Here is a 15,587-nt window from a genome sequence, read left to right on the forward strand (position 1 = left end):
GTCAAGCCAGTCTGCCAAATGGCTCAAGCTGCTTTCACTGATCGGCAAAGCGGCCAAGACAGGCTCTAAACGGCTTGCCGCGCTGCGGATACTGACGGGAGCAAGCCAAGTAGGCTGCTTCCTCTCCGTCCTCCAGATTCGGAAGTACGCCGAAATACTGTGCAACCAGTGGCTTGAGGCCGGCCAAGGGAAAGCGGACGTCCATGCCGTGTCCGGTAGTCAGGTAGTAGCGCACGCGCAGGCTCTCGCCATCCATCATCTGCCGCAGCAGGCTGCCGTAACGGGCCGGTGCATCGGCGCTGGCGGCGCGCCAGGAAAACAGCTGGCCGTTGGCTGTCATCGGGTACGGGTGGCGCTGCGGGTCTGTGCGCCAGTCGGTCAGTGCCTGGCGCCCGATTTCGATTTCTGTCCCTTGATCGATCTTGAGGCTGAGCCGTTCCAGATTCAGCTGGATGCCGTTTTTCCCCGGTATGGAAAACATCAGCAACAGATCATTCTTGCCTTGCGGATGTAGCCAGGAAAGACGGCTGCCCGAAGGTGCCTCGGCGTAGATGGCAGCCGCGCGCTGATCGGCCGCGTCGGGCTTGCCAAGGGCAAGTTTCCATTCGGCGTGGGCGGTAGCGCCAGACAGCAGCAGGTATAACACGATAGATCGCATGCAGCAGTTTCTGAGCAATGAATACGGAATGAATAAAGGCTGTTTTTGTTGTGCAGACACAACGGCCTCTGGCTGGCGGCAATGCCGGGCGGGGCGGCATGAGTCAGATGCGGCCAGACACCGCTGCGGGCTGCTAAGCTTGCCAGCACTGCGGTTCACGCATGGCACCAACGCGTCGCCAAGCCGGGCTAGCCGCTCAGCCTGAACCATTCCGCAAAAAATGCCTAGACTGTACCGACAGTATTCAATCGGGCGTGTTGCCTTGAGAGGATGATCACTATGCAAGCCCTGCTGCGTAAATCGTACATCGGTCTCGTTGCCATGCTGTGGATGGCAGCGCCAGCGCTCGCCGACTGGCTACAGGTTTCCAGGACGGTGCCGCAGTGGTTGACTGCCGGTAACGCAGGCACCGTGTATGCGGCTGATACTGCCAGTGTCTATGTCAGCCTTGATGCGGGCAATAACTGGAAAACCGCTGCCAACCCGCAAATAGGCAGCTTGTCGGCACTGAATTTCAATGCCGGACAGTTACTGGTCGGCAGTACCGCAAATGGCGCCGCGTTTTCCGGCAATGATGGAGGCAGCTGGACGGTTTCGAACAACGGGCTGATCTTGCCATTGGTCAACAAGGCATCGACCATCAACGCGATTGTTGCCCAAGCCGCCGGCAAGGTACTGGCGGCAACTGAAAACGGCGTGTACATCAGTGCTGATGGCGGTGTCAGCTGGAATGCTTCCAGTACGGGCCTGCCGGTTGGCGGCTCGCCGCCTTTTGTGGTGACGCTTGCGGTGAAAGCGGCAGTGGTTTCGCCCGACAATAAATTGCTGGTGGTTGGCGGCTCATCAGGGCTGTACAGCAGCGCTGATGGTGGCAACTGGAGCGCAGCGGGTCTTGCGGGCAAGTCGGTCACTGCGCTGTATTCCAACGGCCAGACGCTGTATGCGCTGGTCAGCGGCGATGGAATGTATCAATCGACCGATGCGGCCAACTGGAAGCGTATTTCCGCGCTGTCCTTTGTTCCGAGCGCCTTCGCTGCCAGCGCGGCCTCGCGGCAGCAGCTATTTGCCGGCAATGCCAGTGGTGAAGTCTGGGGTAGCAGCGATGGCGGTGCCAGCTGGACGCAATTGCCAGGAAGCTTGCCGACCAGCCCGATCAGCACCATGGCCGTTGCCGGCAACAGCGGCGCTACCTTGCTGGTAGCCAATGGCAGTGGCGTCTACCAGTATCAGGCGCCAGCGATCAGCATACCGGCAATCAAGGATGTGCCCTTGTCAACGGTCATCCTATCGGACGAAATCACCATTACCGGCCTGCTCGCTCCGACTGCAGTCAGCATTAGCGGCGGCGAGTACCAGATCAATGGCGGTGCTTTCACCAACTCGGCCGGCACGGTGGTAAACGGTTCGCGCCTGCGCCTGCGCCTGACATCGTCGTCGAGCTTTTCGACGGCGACCACGGCGAACCTGACGGTGGGTGGCAAGAACTATGCGTTTACGGTAACCACCATCAAGCAGACGGTGCTGACATCGGTCACCCAGGTGTTGCAGACAGGCGACCCGAATGTGCAAGTGGACAACAGCGGGCGTTTGCTGATTACCGCCTCTCCCACCCAGCCGCTGCAATTGCGCAGTGACGCGCCGCCCAATGCGCTGGTAGTCATGCCCAAGAACACCCAGGCGACCATTCAATCGGGTACACAGGTGTTGACCTATGTCGATGTGCAAGGTAACTCCTTGCTGCAAACGCAGACGGTGGGCGGTCAGCCGGCCTTGCAGGTTGCCAGCGGACGCTTCCAGATCGACTCAAACAGTAGCGGGAACAATCTGCCGGTAGGCGGGACGGCGAGCAATCCGGCGCTGCTGCAGACCCAATCTGGCCAGACTACGCTGGTTGTCGGACGCAGCGGCTCGCAAACCGATTCGTTCGTGCAGACCGGCAAAGTGAACTACAGCAATGGCGGTAGCCCGGTGCCGGTATTCGGCGGGGAAACGCTTAAGGTCAATGAATCCGGGGCCTTGCAAAGCATTGTCATCGGCTCGATCGACGGTGACCGGAACCTGCCGGGTGACCCGCTCAAGTTGAATAATCTTGATTCCGGAACCCGGATTCCGCTGCTCAATGGCGGCTTGCCGCGCCTGGCGGGTGGCACTTTGCTCGATGTGCTGCAAAGCGCGTTGAATACCCTGTATGGGGTAACGACGAGCCAGATATCGTACGACGCGACAACCGGCGTCATCACCTATATCGCCAAGGGAATCAGCTATCACTTCACGCCTATCGGCCAGCCTTTTGTTACCGGTGCAGGTTCCGTTTCAGGCAAAGCCCGTGACACGACGGTACCCCCTGTAACCAAGCCAAGCGGAACGTTCACGGTGGCATCGCAAGGCATCAGCATTACCGTGTCGACTTCTCTGGCTTATCTGGGCGATCTGGACAAGGCGCTCAAATCGCTCGATCCGGCGGCAAGACTGAGCATGCGCAGCAATGGCAGCTTGAAGATCAGCTTCCTTGGGAGCAGCTATCTCACCATTCCGGGTGGCATTTACACCGGGGGGGACGGCGTGGCAACGCCGAGCTTTACCACCGATCTGTCGGGCTATCTGGCCTTTGTGGACAGCAGCAAGGCCACCCAGGTGCTCTACCCGGTGTTCTCCGATATTGCCGTCGGCGACCAGACCATCAAAACGTTCGACCCGGCAGGGGGCGCATCGGAAAACGGTGACGGCACGGCATCGGTGGTGTTGCTGGGCGGCAAATATTCGAGCCGGCCCGATTACAGTCTGATACCGGTTCCTGCTGCTCATGCTTCCGAGCTGTTCTGGTCGGAGGGGGGTAAGTTCTTCTTGCGCTACCCCGACGGCACGGCACAGGGATTCTCATTTTTCTGATCGGATAGAGCCATGACTGAATCGACCAGGACTGCCAGAACCCCCGATAGCATGCGTGGTAGCCTCAAACCAATAGTTGCCGTCTTGATGGCGCTCGGAATGCAGTCGCTCGGCTTTGCGGCCGGCACTGCCGAGATCGTCTCACTGATAGGACGAGGCGAAGCGCGACCCACGGCGCGTGATGACTGGAAGCCGGCGCGCGTGCATCAAACGCTTGAAGCAGGCTATTTCGTGCGTACCGGTGATTTGTCGCAGATGGCGGTACTGCTGAGCGACCAGACCCAGCTGCGTCTCAACCAGAACAGCATCCTGCAGATCAAGGAGGTATCGGCCAAGGCGGAACCGACCAAGCTGGAACTGGTTTTCGGGCGAGTGTGGACGCAAGCCAAGCGGCGCAGTCCTGGCGAATTCGCCGTGGCCTACAACGCGCCGGCGGTGACGGTGCAGACGCCGAATGCCATTGCGGCTATCCGTGGAACCGACTGGGAGCTCAATGTCGACAAGGAAGGTGCGTCGACCCTGACCGTGCTATCGGGTGAAGTGGAGCTCTCGAATGATCTTGGCAAGGTAACGGTTGGCAAGAACGAACAGGGGCGGGTAGAGAACGGCAAGGCGCCGAGCAAGACTTTGCTGACCAATGCGAGGGAGCGGGTGCAATGGGTAACAGCCTATCGCCCGCAGGGGCGGCGCTGGCTTGAAAGCGATGCGGTGTCGCTGCAGCCCGTCGCCGATATGGTGGATGCGCAACGCTACCCCGAGGCCCAGGCGGCGCTCGAACAGCGTAGCGATGCGGCGGCTTCGATCCTGCTCGCCGATCTGTATCTGTATCAGGGGCGGGTCGATGATGCGATCAAGCGCCTGCAGCCGCTGGCGGGCCGGCCCAAGGCCGCGGCCCTGCTTGCCCGTGCCTATCTGATTGCAGACCGCGCCGCCGACGCTGGCAAGGTGCTGGAGCAGGCGCCGGCTGATGATGTGGAGGTGCAACTGGCCCGTGCCGAGGTGGCACGCTTTAACGGCGATGCCGTGCAGACCCGCGCTGCGCTGGATGCCGCGCGCCAGCAAGACGGCAATAGCAGTGAAGCCTGGTTCGGTCTTGGGCGTTTTCATGCCGAGCGCGAGGCGGTCGCGCCGGGTCGTGCTGCCCTGGCGCAAGCCTTGCTGCTGAACCCGCAGGGACAAGGCTATCGCGGCGAATTGGGCACGCTGGCGACCTTTGCCAATGATTTTGCCGAGGCCGAGCGTGCCTTCAAAGAGGCGCTGGACGCGCAGCCGGACGATTATGTGGCTTGGACCGGCTTGGGGGTGTTGCAGCTCAAGCAAGGCAAGACCGAAGACGCATTGCAGTCCTTTTTGAAAGCGGGTGTGCTTGAGCCACGCTATGCGCGGGCCAGTCTGTATACCGGCGTTGCGTATTACCAGCTTGGCAAGACCTATCGTGCCGAAGAGTCGCTCAAGCATGCGATGGAGCAAGACCCGACCGATCCCTTGCCGCATATGATGATGTCGCTGATCGCGGTCGACCGGCTCGATTTCGGTGCGGCAACCCAGGCAGCGCGGCAGGCAGCGCGCTTGATGCCTTATCTGAAGTCGCTCAACCAGCTGCTCAACAATCAAAAGGGCAACGCCAATGTTGGCGCCGCGCTAGCCGGCTTCGGACTGGAAGAGTGGGCCGAGGCGATCGCCCATGAGGCATACAACCCTTACTGGGCAGGCAGCGCGCTGTTTCTAGCCGACCGCTATAGCGGCGAATTCAACAAAAATTCGGAATTGTTCAAGGGCTTCCTCACCGATCCGACCGTCTTTGGCGCCGGCAATCGCAACAACAGCCTGATTTCGACCCCAGGGCACAACCTGACCATCGGCTTGCGCACTACCACGCAGGAAGAGCATGAAACCGAGGCATCGGCGGTGCTCAATGGCTATAGCATTGCGCTCAAGCCGATCGCCTACTACCTCGGGCTGGATTACTCTGATCTGCGCCCGGGCTCTGCGGATCTGACCGCCCACACCAAGGTAGCCACGCTTGGCCTTGGTGCGCGGCCCAATTACGAAACCGGTCTGTTCGGTTTTGCCAATAGCAGCAAGATCGATGCAACCCTGACCGATCTGCAGCTTGGATTCATCCGCAACCCGGCGTCCATCGACAACCGCCGTGTCGATGGCGGGGTCAGCTACCGGTTTGCGCCGGACAGCCAGCTGTGGATCAAGGCGGGCCATGGCAGCGAGGATGTCGGTTTGCGCGGTGTGTACTATTCGCCCGATATCGCGGCCACCTATCTGCGCGAGGCGTTTGTCGAAGTCAATCCAACCGGCGTCATCAATCACTACGCCAGCCATGCGAGCCAGGACGATGTGCAGCTGCGCCAAGTCATCGACTTCGGCGCGCATCGTCTCAGTGTCGGATTCGAGCGCGGCAAACAGGATAAACGGCTGGATAGCGATGTGGCATTTGCGCCCATTCGCAATCGTCTGGTTCAGCAAACCCGGTACGAGTCAAAAGACGCCTATATCGGCGAACAGTACCGCAGCAATACCTGGTTGCTGCAGGCCGACCTCAATTTCAGCCGCTTTGAAAAGCGCGAGACGCTGGAGCGTTACCAGCAGTTCGGCAAGTTCCGGGAGCAGTTGATCGGGGTAACGCGCGATGATCGCGACATCCACCGCTTCGACCCGCGGCTTGGTTTCGCTTTTACGCCACAGCCCGGCAATACGATTCGTTTTGCTTACCAGGCTTGGCGCAAACCGGCCTCGGTGGCCAGCCTCACTGCGGTGGACACCGCTGGCATCGCACTCGATGATCGTCTGACCAGCATAGGTGGCTCGCTCAAGCGCACCCGTCTGCAGTTTGAATGGCAGCCCGGTGGCCAGACCTTTGCCCAGTTCTATGCCGACCACCGCCAGGTGGACAACCCGAACAGCCCATCGGCTGACTCGGTGGCCGACCTGAATCTGCAAGACCTGCAAAGGCTGCGTAATCGCAATCGTCTGAGCCTCGATGCAGTCGATCTTCTCGAGGATGCGCCGGAATTCACCGCTGGCCGCGTCAATGGTGTGGGATTCGCGGTCAACCATATCGTGTCCGACCGGCTGACACTGGCCGCGCGTGCGCAGCACAACCAGTCACGCAATACCTCGGATAAATTCGCCGGAAAATTGCTGCCCTGGGTGCCGCGTAATCTCTTGATGCTGGAAGCCAGCTGGATACCGATGTCGCATTGGCAGCTCGGTGCGCAGGCTATCTACCGCAGCAGCCGCTTTACCGATGAAGAAAACAAGAGTGAGTTGTCGGGCGGCTGGGGCGCCGGCTTGCGTAGTTACTGGGAGAGCGAGGACAAGCGCTGGTCGGTGGAAGCCATTGCCGAGAATCTGTATGCCAAGAAAGATGCGGCCGCCGTCAAGAAAGCGCGGCTTGGTTTGCAGGCGCTCTATCGCTACTGAGTCGTGATGCCCACGCTTTCCCGCATTCTCAATACGCCCTGGGTAGCCGCCATCATCAACCGGGCAGGGCGTTCCACCTTGCCCTGGCCCGGTTTGCTGGCCGCTCTGTTTACCCTGGCACTTAGCCTGAGCAGTGCCTGGTGGCTGGTAGAGCTCAAACTGTTCGACCGTATGCTGGTGGCCACGGCACCGAACAAGGTGGCCTTGCCGATCACCATTATCGGTATTGACGAGGCATCGTTCGCCAAACTCAAGCGACAATGGCCATGGCCGCGCGAGTGGCATGCGCAGCTGGTTAACAATCTGCACGATGCCGGTGCTGCCATTGTCGCTTTCGACGTGGTGTTTTCCGAAGCGTCGCAGCCCGAGTCCGACGCGGCATTTGCCCAGGCAATTCGCGAGGCAGGCAATGTGGTACTGGCCGCCGACCGCGACTACCGCGAAACCGAGGGCGGTGGCGGTACCCGGCAATGGATGCGGGTCGATCCATGGGAAGGTTTCGTCCAGGCCGGGGCGAAGCCGGGATTCGCGTCGGTAGAGCTCGACCCCGATACCAGCATGCGTCAGGTACCGTTTTATGCCGATGCATTGTGGCGCTCCATCCTGACGACATTCGACAAACGCAACCCCGGTATTGTCACCGATCTGACGGCCAGCCAGGGCATGTACATCCGCTATCAGGGCGGTCCGCACACCTTCAAATACATTCCCTACTACCAGATGCTGGATCCGGATCGCTATCTGGGTAGCGAGTGGAAGTCTTTCCTGCACAACAATATTGTGCTGGTCGGACGCGACCTGAAGGCGACCACCGAAGTGAACTCAGCCCAGTCCGACCTGTTCCAGACGCCGTTCTTCGGCATCAGCTCGCAGCAGTTGATGCCGGGCGTCGAGGTTCACGCCAATCTGATCGCCAATATGGTGGAAGGTAATGCGATCAGGAAGGCACCGCTATGGTGGCGGATGCTGATGTTCCTGCTCACCGCAGGCCTTGCCTTGATCAGCATGCGGCACTGGCAGCCTCTGCGCAGCGGCCTGTATGGCCTCGGATTGCTGGGAGCATTGTTGGGACTGGCATTCTGGCTGATGTCGCATCGGCTGATCTGGCTGCCGGTCAGCGGTGCCATGTGCGCGGTGGTGCTGATCTATCTGGCGCAAGGCGGCGTTGCCTACCTGGTTGCCAGCCGGCAGCGCCGCGAGATCAAGCAGGCCTTTGCAAAATACTTGTCGCCCACGGTGGTGGATGAGGTCGTTGCCCATCCGGAGCGCCTGCGCCTCGGTGGCGAGCGGCGCGAGCTTACCTTGCTGTTTACTGATCTGGCCGGCTTTACCAGTATTTCTGAAGCCATGCAGGCAGAGCAGGTGGCGCAGATCCTTAATCGGCACCTGACCGAAATGACCGAGATCGTGCTGCGGCATAACGGTACCCTGGACAAATTCATCGGCGATGCCGTGATGGCATTCTGGGGGGCGCCGGTGCTCAGTCCCGATCAATCAGAGCAGGCAGTGCGCTCTGCCATCGAAATGCAGCAGAAAGTCGCTGCAATGCGCCTGGATCTGGAACAGACTGGTGGCCCCGCCCTGCATATGCGGGTGGGCATCCACCGTGGCGAGTGCATTGTCGGCAATATGGGCGGCGAGGACCATTTCGATTACACCGCCATTGGCGACGCGGTGAACCTGGCGTCGCGACTGGAAGGCGTCAACAAGTTTTATGGCACCCAGATCCTGTGCAGCGAATCGGTGGCGCATGCGCTGGCTGGCAAGATCGCCTTGCGCCGGGTTGATGTCGTCAGGGTCAAGGGCAAGCAGGCTGGCGTGGCGATCTTCACCCCGTGTGATGATGCGGAATTGATGCGCCTCTCGGATATCGCCTTGCGCGCATTCGAGCATGGCCCGTCTCTTCAGCAAGAAGCCGAACAGGCCTGGCAGCTGGTGCTCGACCATGCGCCACAGGACGCCCTGGCGCAGCATTTCCTTGCTCGCCTTGCCCAGTATCGCGCCGAGGGCTGGCCCGAAGGCTGGGACGGGATCACCACGCTAGAAAGCAAGTAGCTGCCTGTGCTGCGCCAATGGCGACGCTGGATGCTCCTGCGCGCCGTGATCGTTACGCTGCGCCGGAAGGCAGGCGGAAAGCCCGCTCCCGGTGCAGGGCCTGATCAGTTGCCAGCCGTCGCCGGCACAATGATCACAAGCTGATCTTGAAGTTGCGGTTAAGCTGTACCGCTGATGTTCCACCAAACCAATGCTCGAATATCCGTGCCGCTTCGCCGGTTTTTTCTGCATCGGCCAAGGCATTATTGATGGCTTGCTGCAAAGCCTTTTGTCCCTTGCGGATGCCGGCGCCGTAAACATCGGAGGCGATAGGCACATCGGAAACTTCGAAGTCATTGCGCGCTGGCAGGCTCATCTTGGCCAGATTGCCGAGCATGGTGGCTTCCGGGCCGGAGGCGTATTCGCATTTGCCCTCCTTCAGCGCGGTGAATACCTCAGCGTAGTCTTCGAACAGCTTGACCTGCACCGTGGTCGATACGTCTTGCAGATACTTGGCATTGGTGGTGCCCTTGGGCACGCAGACGGTGAGCTTGTCGAGCTGGGTCAGATCCTGGAAACGGCCTTTCTTGGCGACCATCTTTTGAGTGCCGACAAAATAGCCGACACTGAAATCCACTTCCTTTTCGCGCTCGCGGTTCTTGCCAAACGTGGCGAACAGCACATCCACCCGGCCTTCCTTCAGGGCGGCAATGCGATCGGCCGGGTCTACTGTCTTGAAGATGGGTTTGGCGCCAAGCTTGTTGGCAACATACATGGCAAATTCCACGTCGTAGCCGGAAACGCTGCCCTTGGCCTTGTCGAAATAGCCGAATGGCGGGGAGCTGTCGCGTACGCCAATCACGATTTCCTTTTTCTGATTAATCTTTTCTAGATCATCTGCCATCGCGTGCGTCGCGATGCTGCTGAACAGAGCAAGTGCAAGAACAGAGAGCTTCATGGTTTTCCTTACTTGGGTGGAATGCGTTTTATTGGCTTGCTAGTAAGTGGCCAATGCTTGGTGTGCCTGGTATTGCGCATCGATGATTGCGGCGGGCAAGCTGTTCAGCAGGTTTGCTGTGCCTAAGCAATTCCCGGCTTTGCGTGCCCAGTCGCCGATATATTATGCCATTTGATTGAGAGGGGATTTGACCTAAATTAATGAAACGCTAATGGAGCCGCTGCTCGCTGCGGTTTCGTTTCCTGTGCGCTATCCGGGCCGTTGCCACCCGCCATCAATATGTGGAATGTTCATGCAAGAAGCTTCCAGTGCCACGCCTGACACCATCAATCGCCTGCTGCAAATCGGGAATGCCGGTGGCGCAATGCAGCATCTGCGCGAAGCACTAGCTGTGCAGCCCGATAGCGCCGACCTGCATCTGCAGGCCGGGCTTTGTGCGGTCAAGCTTGGCGATGATGGCGAGGCCGAAGCCTTGTGGCGGCGTGCCATGCTGCTGGACCCAAGCCTCGCCGAGGCGCAGTTCAATCTGGGCATACTGTTGGAGCGCGCCGGGCGGCTGGCCGAGGCCGAAGCGCTGTATCGGCAAGCGCTGGCATTGTCGCCGACCGCGCTCGAAGTGCGACTCAATCTTGCCAATCTCTTGATGGCCACCAACAAGCTCGGTGAAGCCGCCCAGCACTATCAGGCGACCATTGCCCTGCAGCCCGCCTATATCGACGCACACTACAACCTGGCATTGCTGCACTATGAAGCGCGGCAGTTTGCAGCGGCTGCAGACGGCTTCGCATCCGTGCTGGCGCTCGACCCGGATAATGCCGATGCCCATGCCTGGCTTGGCCTGCTGCACGCCGCCCGGCGCGATTGGGCGCTTGCGCAGCAACACTATGTGCAGGCGCTGCGTTTGCAGCCGGGCCATGTCGACGCCTGGTGCAATCTTGGCCTGTTGCTGGGTGAATTGCGGCAATGGGATGAGGCTGAGCGCTGCCTGCGTCATGCCCTTAGCCTGAGTCCGCAGCGGCCCAAACTGCATGCCAATCTGGGCAGCCTGCTGCTCGATCGGGGCGAGATGGCGGAGGCGGAGCAGGCGATTGCCAGGGCGATCGAGCTGGCGCCTGAATCTGCTCAGGCCTGGTCGAATATGGGGGTGCTGCTCAGCAATACCGAGCGTGAGCTCGAAGCGGAAAGCTGCTTTCGTCATGCGATCAGCCTGAGCCCCGCCAGCGCCATGCCGCGCTTCAATCTGGCCCAGCTGCTGCTGATGCTGGGCCGCTATGAGGAAGGCTGGCAGCATTACGAAGCACGATTCGATCCGGAACTCGAAAGCCAGGCGACCGAGATTCCGACTCTGCCGATGCCGCGCTGGCATGGCGAAGCCTTGCGAGGCAAGTCTCTACTGGTGTGGACCGAGCAGGGCTATGGTGATGTGATCCAGTTTTGTCGCTATCTGGCCCGGTTGAAGGCGCAAGGTGCCCGGTATATCACCCTGGTGTGCCAGCCGGCGCTGTTGCCACTACTGCAGTCGCTGGACGGTGCCGATGCGGTACTGGCGCTCGATGACGACACGACCGAGGTCCCCGGGCACGATTACTGGACCTTTCTGCTCAGCCTGCCGCATTGGCTGCGGAGTGCGCTTGATCGACTCCCGGCAGACATTCCTTATCTGCATTGCCCGGCCGAGGCGCAACAGCGTTGGGCCGGGGCGTTGCCGGCGCCGGGCTTGCGGGTCGGCCTGGTGTGGCGCGGCAACCCGCATCACCTCAATGATGCGGAGCGCTCCTTGCCTTCCTTGTCGGAGCTGGCGCCACTTTGGGATGTACCGGGCCTGAGCTTTTTCAGCCTGCAAACCGGCGAGCAGGCCGATGTCGAATTGGCCGGCCAGCCCATGATCAAGCTCGGCCACCAGCTGCATGACTTTGCCGATACGGCAGCGGTGCTGGCGCAGCTGGATCTGTTGATCAGTGTTGATACCGCGGTAGCGCATCTTGCCGGCGCGATGGGGCGCCCGTGCTGGGTGCTGCTGCCCGCTTACAAGACTGATTGGCGCTGGCTGCGCCAGCGCGCCGACAGCCCCTGGTATCCGGGCATGCGCCTGTTCCGCCAGGTGCAGCGGCAAGACTGGAGCACGCCGGTGCTGCAATTGCGCGATAGCCTGCTTGCCTGGGCAATGCGCGCCTGAGTCGGCGCGCCATTTGCCCGGCTAGCTACCTGCTCGCCGTTTACTGCCGGGCGGTACGCAGATTGGCCGGTGCCGCCTGGGTGAAGCTGGTGCGAAACGGATTGATATCGAGGCCGCCGCGACGGGTATAGCGCGCATAGACCGACAAGGCTTCCGGCCTGCATTGGCGGCTGATATCCATAAAGATCCGCTCGACACATTGTTCATGGAATTCGTTATGGCCGCGAAACGAGACCAGATATTGCAGCAGGCGATCGCGCGCAATCGGCTTGCCGCGATAACGGATCTGCACGCTGGCCCAGTCGGGCTGCCCGGTGACCAGGCAATTGGACTTGAGCAGATTGGAGCACAGCGTTTCTTCCACCTCAGGCTCATCCAGTGTGCTTAGCAAGTCGGCTTGCGGTTGGTAATGCTCGATATCGACATCGAGATTGTCGATGCAGTAGCCGTCGAGTTCGGCAAATTGCTGCCGGGCAAAGCCGTCGGGCAGAACCAGGCGGACACTGACACTGGCGCCGGCCGCCGCGCTCAGATCCCTCGCCAGGGTAGTGCGCAAGGCCTCGGCATCGTCCAGGCGTGTCTGGTTGAAGCTGTTCAAATAGAGCTTGAAGCTTTTGCTTTCGATGATATTCGGCGAGTCGGCCGGGACACTGATACTGGCCAGGGCAATTTGTGGTTTACCCTTGGGGTTGAGCCAGGACAATTCATAGGCATTCCAGAAGTCGGCCCCGAAAAACGGCAGGGCAGCAGGCACGCCGATTTCTTCGCGCTTGCCTAGGCGTGCAATGGGAAACAAGAGCGAAGGGCAGTATTGCTCGATATAGGCGGTGGTTTTGCCCAGCGGCGAGAGTTCGGCTGAAGAGGTCATGCGGTGGGGTTCCGGTAAGCGTGGCGGCGAGTTTACCGTGTTGTGCACCTTGTTTGCTGCAGCAAGGCGGTGGTTTGCGTCGTGGCGAGCAGAATAGGCTGAACAGTGCATCTGGTCTGAATCAGTCCCTCGCTTGCCCGGATCGGGCCGGCTACTGAATTCGCGTACCGCTACAGTAAGCAAGCGGCACCAGACTGGTACTGTAAAGCGGCCGGTACAGTGCCAGATCGATACGCCATAGTGTGCCGTGTGCTGTAACGGCATTTGCGCGATGATGCGCCCTGATCCCTGCGAGTCCCGAATATGCAAACCGGTACCATCTACGCGGCCATGGCCTACTTCATGTGGGGCTTGTTGCCGCTTTATCTGCATCTGCTCAAGCCGGTTGCACCACTGGAAATCCTGCTGCACCGGGTGTGCTGGTCGCTGGTCTTCCTGCTGCTACTGCTGCTTGGACGTCGCCAATGGCAGTGGCTGGGCGATGCACTGCGCAACCCGCGGGTGCTGGGGCGATTTGCCGCCAGCGCGCTGGTATTGTCGATCAACTGGTTTCTGTATATCTGGGCGGTGAACAACCAGCATGTGGTCGATGCCAGCCTCGGCTATTTCATCAATCCGCTGGTGAATGTGATGTTCGGCTATCTGCTGCTGAAAGAGCGCTTGCGCACCGGTCAGTGGACGGCGATCGGCATCGCGGCGCTGGGTGTGCTGTGGCTCTCGGTCCTGGCCGGACAGTTGCCTTGGATAGGACTGATCCTCGCTGCAACGTTCGGCACCTATGGCCTGCTACGCAAGACTGCCAGCCTTGGTGCGCTGGAAGGTCTGTCGCTCGAGACCCTGCTACTTACCCCGTTTGCCGCCGGCTATCTGATCTGGCTGACCATGCAAGGGCAGAGCGGATTTGCCAACGGCAGCGACCATATGCGCGCCTTGCTGGTGGCGGCAGGTCCGATTACCGCCATCCCTTTACTGCTGTTTGCCGCCGGCGCACGGCGTATTCCGATGTCGCTGCTTGGTTTGCTGCAATACATCGGGCCGACGCTGCAGATGGCGCTGGGCGTATTCCTGTGGGGCGAACCATTCAGCCAAGGCAAGCTGATCGGCTTTGCGCTGATCTGGTCGGCGTTGGCTTTCTACACTCTCGAGGGATTCTGGGTGCGACGCAAACAGGCAGCGCTGGCTTGATGCCAACGCTGCGCCTGTCGCCATAGTGCTCTGCAGCTTGGCCGGCAAACCGCACAGCTGCGATTCGCCGGCTTTTTCCACATTTGCCTGTGCCGCACCCGCCCCCATGGGCACGTCAGCGCGCCAGCTTGTCCTGTTGCTGGCGCTGCGCCGCTTCGTCCTCGGCGATATGGCGGCGCACAAACACCACCATATAGCTGGCAATACCGATCACCACGCCAATGGTGACGAGGCTGAGCAGGCCGATGTCGGTAGTGAACAGATCCTGTACGGCAATATTCATGATGAACTCCTGGCTGGTTTGAATGCGATTTCTTGCTTGCCATTACACGCCAGCAGCAGCGCGCTTGATTTGACCTTGGTCAATGGATGGCCAAGCGGTGGCAAACTGCTACGATTCGGCTGCGCCAGGCTGTGCGGCTGCGGGGTAGAGCCTGCGCAAGAGGCGATGGCCGATTCCCGCAATGCGTCAACAGTGCCTAGCCTGCGCAATCAATCAGGAGCATGAATTTGTCGGTAATACGCAAGCTTCCCCGCCTTCCCAGCCGCCATTACATGTGGTCGCAGCGTGCGGTCACGCCGGAGGCGCTCAATGTCAGCAATGAGCTGCTCGGTGTGATGCTGGCGCCACCCAAGCGCAGGCTTCTTGCCATAGGGGTGGATTTGCTGGTGGTGGCGGTGCTGTCGGGCATGCATGGCATCTGGATGATCATTGGCGCCATGGTTCTGGTGTGGCGCCTGGCATTGCGCTGGGGTGCGCAAAGCATCAGCCGCCGCCGCCTGCTGTTTGCCGGAATCGGCGTGGCCTTCTTGTTGTACGGCGGCATGCAGCAGCTGCTTTCCCAGATGGAACACACCAAGGTCGGCCAGTTGCTGGTGTTTGAAGAGGAAGATGAGAAGCCGGGCACGGCGAGTGCGGCCGTGCTGAGCGACGCGGAGCGCATCGCTCAGCTGGAGCACGAGCTGGCCCTGGCCCGCCAGCCCCATGCCTTTGCCTGGACCGAGCAGCTCAAGCGTTTGCTGCAAAAACTCAGCAACGGCTTTGGCGCCGCCATTCTGTATTTCACCTTTGTGCCGGCCATGTGGCGCGGCCAGACCCTGGGCAAGCGCCTGTTCGGCTTGCGCGTGGTGGAATTGACCGGCAAGCCTTTATCGGTGATCAACTGTTTCAGCCGCTATGGCGGCTATGCTGCAGGCATGGCCACCGGCCTGTTCGGCTTTGCCCAAGTGCTGTGGGACCCGAACCGGCAGGCGATCCAGGACAAGATTGCCCATACCGTGGTGATCGATGAGCGTGCACCCCGCATGCAAGTAGGCCCAGCATCTGGCTGATGCCGTATGGCTGGCGTGCGTCCGGGCAGCTCGGCCTACGAACGCTGGC

10 protein-coding genes are annotated in these 15,587 nt (G+C 60.4%); 6 read left to right on the forward strand and 4 right to left on the reverse strand.

Annotated features, from left to right (window positions below):
• Positions 1-34: 34 nt before the first annotated feature.
• Positions 35-658, reverse strand: a complete 624-nt coding sequence (locus ACE3OH_RS00060; RefSeq protein ID WP_374346912.1) for a hypothetical protein — start codon at positions 656-658, stop codon at positions 35-37.
• 279 nt (positions 659-937) lie between these two features.
• Between ACE3OH_RS00060 and ACE3OH_RS00065 the strand changes: the two genes are divergently transcribed.
• From ACE3OH_RS00065 to ACE3OH_RS00075, 3 genes are read left to right on the forward strand one after another with little or no spacing between them, the layout of a single operon-like run.
• Positions 938-3,547 (forward strand): WD40/YVTN/BNR-like repeat-containing protein, encoded by a 2,610-nt coding sequence (locus ACE3OH_RS00065; protein ID WP_374346914.1) that lies wholly within the window; start codon positions 938-940, stop codon positions 3,545-3,547.
• Between the two features lie 12 nt (positions 3,548-3,559).
• A complete protein-coding gene (locus ACE3OH_RS00070; protein ID WP_374346916.1) occupies positions 3,560-6,985 on the forward strand; it encodes a tetratricopeptide repeat protein in 3,426 nt (1,141 codons plus the stop codon).
• A 6-nt stretch (positions 6,986-6,991) separates the two neighbouring features.
• Positions 6,992-9,040 carry a CHASE2 domain-containing protein gene (locus ACE3OH_RS00075; protein WP_374346917.1) on the forward strand — a complete coding sequence of 683 codons (2,049 nt, stop codon included), beginning with the start codon at positions 6,992-6,994 and terminating at the stop codon, positions 9,038-9,040.
• Positions 9,041-9,173: 133 nt separating this feature from the next.
• Here the strand turns inward: ACE3OH_RS00075 and ACE3OH_RS00080 are convergent, their stop codons facing one another.
• Positions 9,174-9,977, reverse strand: a complete 804-nt coding sequence (locus tag ACE3OH_RS00080; RefSeq protein ID WP_374346919.1) for a transporter substrate-binding domain-containing protein — start codon at positions 9,975-9,977, stop codon at positions 9,174-9,176.
• Positions 9,978-10,269: 292 nt separating this feature from the next.
• Here ACE3OH_RS00080 and ACE3OH_RS00085 point away from each other — a divergent pair, with 292 nt between their 5' ends.
• On the forward strand, positions 10,270-12,153 hold the full coding sequence (locus tag ACE3OH_RS00085) for a tetratricopeptide repeat protein (RefSeq protein ID WP_374346922.1): 1,884 nt from the start codon (positions 10,270-10,272) through the stop codon (positions 12,151-12,153).
• A gap of 40 nt (positions 12,154-12,193) precedes the next feature.
• Here ACE3OH_RS00085 and queF read toward each other — a convergent pair whose 3' ends face one another.
• Entirely contained in the window at positions 12,194-13,021 is an 828-nt protein-coding gene (gene queF / locus ACE3OH_RS00090) for an NADPH-dependent 7-cyano-7-deazaguanine reductase QueF (protein WP_374346924.1), read from the reverse strand.
• Between the two features lie 303 nt (positions 13,022-13,324).
• Here queF and rarD point away from each other — a divergent pair, with 303 nt between their 5' ends.
• Complete coding sequence (rarD, locus tag ACE3OH_RS00095) at positions 13,325-14,206, forward strand: EamA family transporter RarD (RefSeq protein ID WP_374346926.1); 882 nt, start codon at positions 13,325-13,327, stop codon at positions 14,204-14,206.
• Positions 14,207-14,321: 115 nt separating this feature from the next.
• Here rarD and ACE3OH_RS00100 read toward each other — a convergent pair whose 3' ends face one another.
• Complete coding sequence (locus ACE3OH_RS00100; RefSeq protein ID WP_374346928.1) at positions 14,322-14,489, reverse strand: DUF3149 domain-containing protein; 168 nt, start codon at positions 14,487-14,489, stop codon at positions 14,322-14,324.
• Positions 14,490-14,761: 272 nt separating this feature from the next.
• Here ACE3OH_RS00100 and ACE3OH_RS00105 point away from each other — a divergent pair, with 272 nt between their 5' ends.
• Positions 14,762-15,538: an RDD family protein gene (locus ACE3OH_RS00105; protein ID WP_374346930.1), complete on the forward strand. Its 777-nt coding sequence runs from the start codon at positions 14,762-14,764 to the stop codon at positions 15,536-15,538.
• The last annotated feature ends 49 nt before the right edge of the window (positions 15,539-15,587 follow it).

The organism is Chitinimonas sp., from assembly GCF_041904975.1.
Classification (GTDB): Bacteria; Pseudomonadota; Gammaproteobacteria; order Burkholderiales; family Chitinimonadaceae; genus Chitinimonas.

Bases quoted from the DNA above. Each gene is read 5' to 3' on its own strand.
- ACE3OH_RS00060 (WP_374346912.1), bottom strand. From the start codon at position 658: ATGCGATCTATCGTGTTATACCTGCTGCTGTCTGGCGCTACCGCCCAC.
- ACE3OH_RS00065 (WP_374346914.1), top strand. From the start codon at position 938: ATGCAAGCCCTGCTGCGTAAATCGTACATCGGTCTCGTTGCCATGCTG.
- ACE3OH_RS00070 (WP_374346916.1), top strand. From the start codon at position 3,560: ATGACTGAATCGACCAGGACTGCCAGAACCCCCGATAGCATGCGTGGT.
- ACE3OH_RS00075 (WP_374346917.1), top strand. From the start codon at position 6,992: ATGCCCACGCTTTCCCGCATTCTCAATACGCCCTGGGTAGCCGCCATC.
- ACE3OH_RS00080 (WP_374346919.1), bottom strand. From the start codon at position 9,977: ATGAAGCTCTCTGTTCTTGCACTTGCTCTGTTCAGCAGCATCGCGACG.
- ACE3OH_RS00085 (WP_374346922.1), top strand. From the start codon at position 10,270: ATGCAAGAAGCTTCCAGTGCCACGCCTGACACCATCAATCGCCTGCTG.
- queF (WP_374346924.1), bottom strand. From the start codon at position 13,021: ATGACCTCTTCAGCCGAACTCTCGCCGCTGGGCAAAACCACCGCCTAT.
- rarD (WP_374346926.1), top strand. From the start codon at position 13,325: ATGCAAACCGGTACCATCTACGCGGCCATGGCCTACTTCATGTGGGGC.
- ACE3OH_RS00100 (WP_374346928.1), bottom strand. From the start codon at position 14,489: ATGAATATTGCCGTACAGGATCTGTTCACTACCGACATCGGCCTGCTC.
- ACE3OH_RS00105 (WP_374346930.1), top strand. From the start codon at position 14,762: ATGTGGTCGCAGCGTGCGGTCACGCCGGAGGCGCTCAATGTCAGCAAT.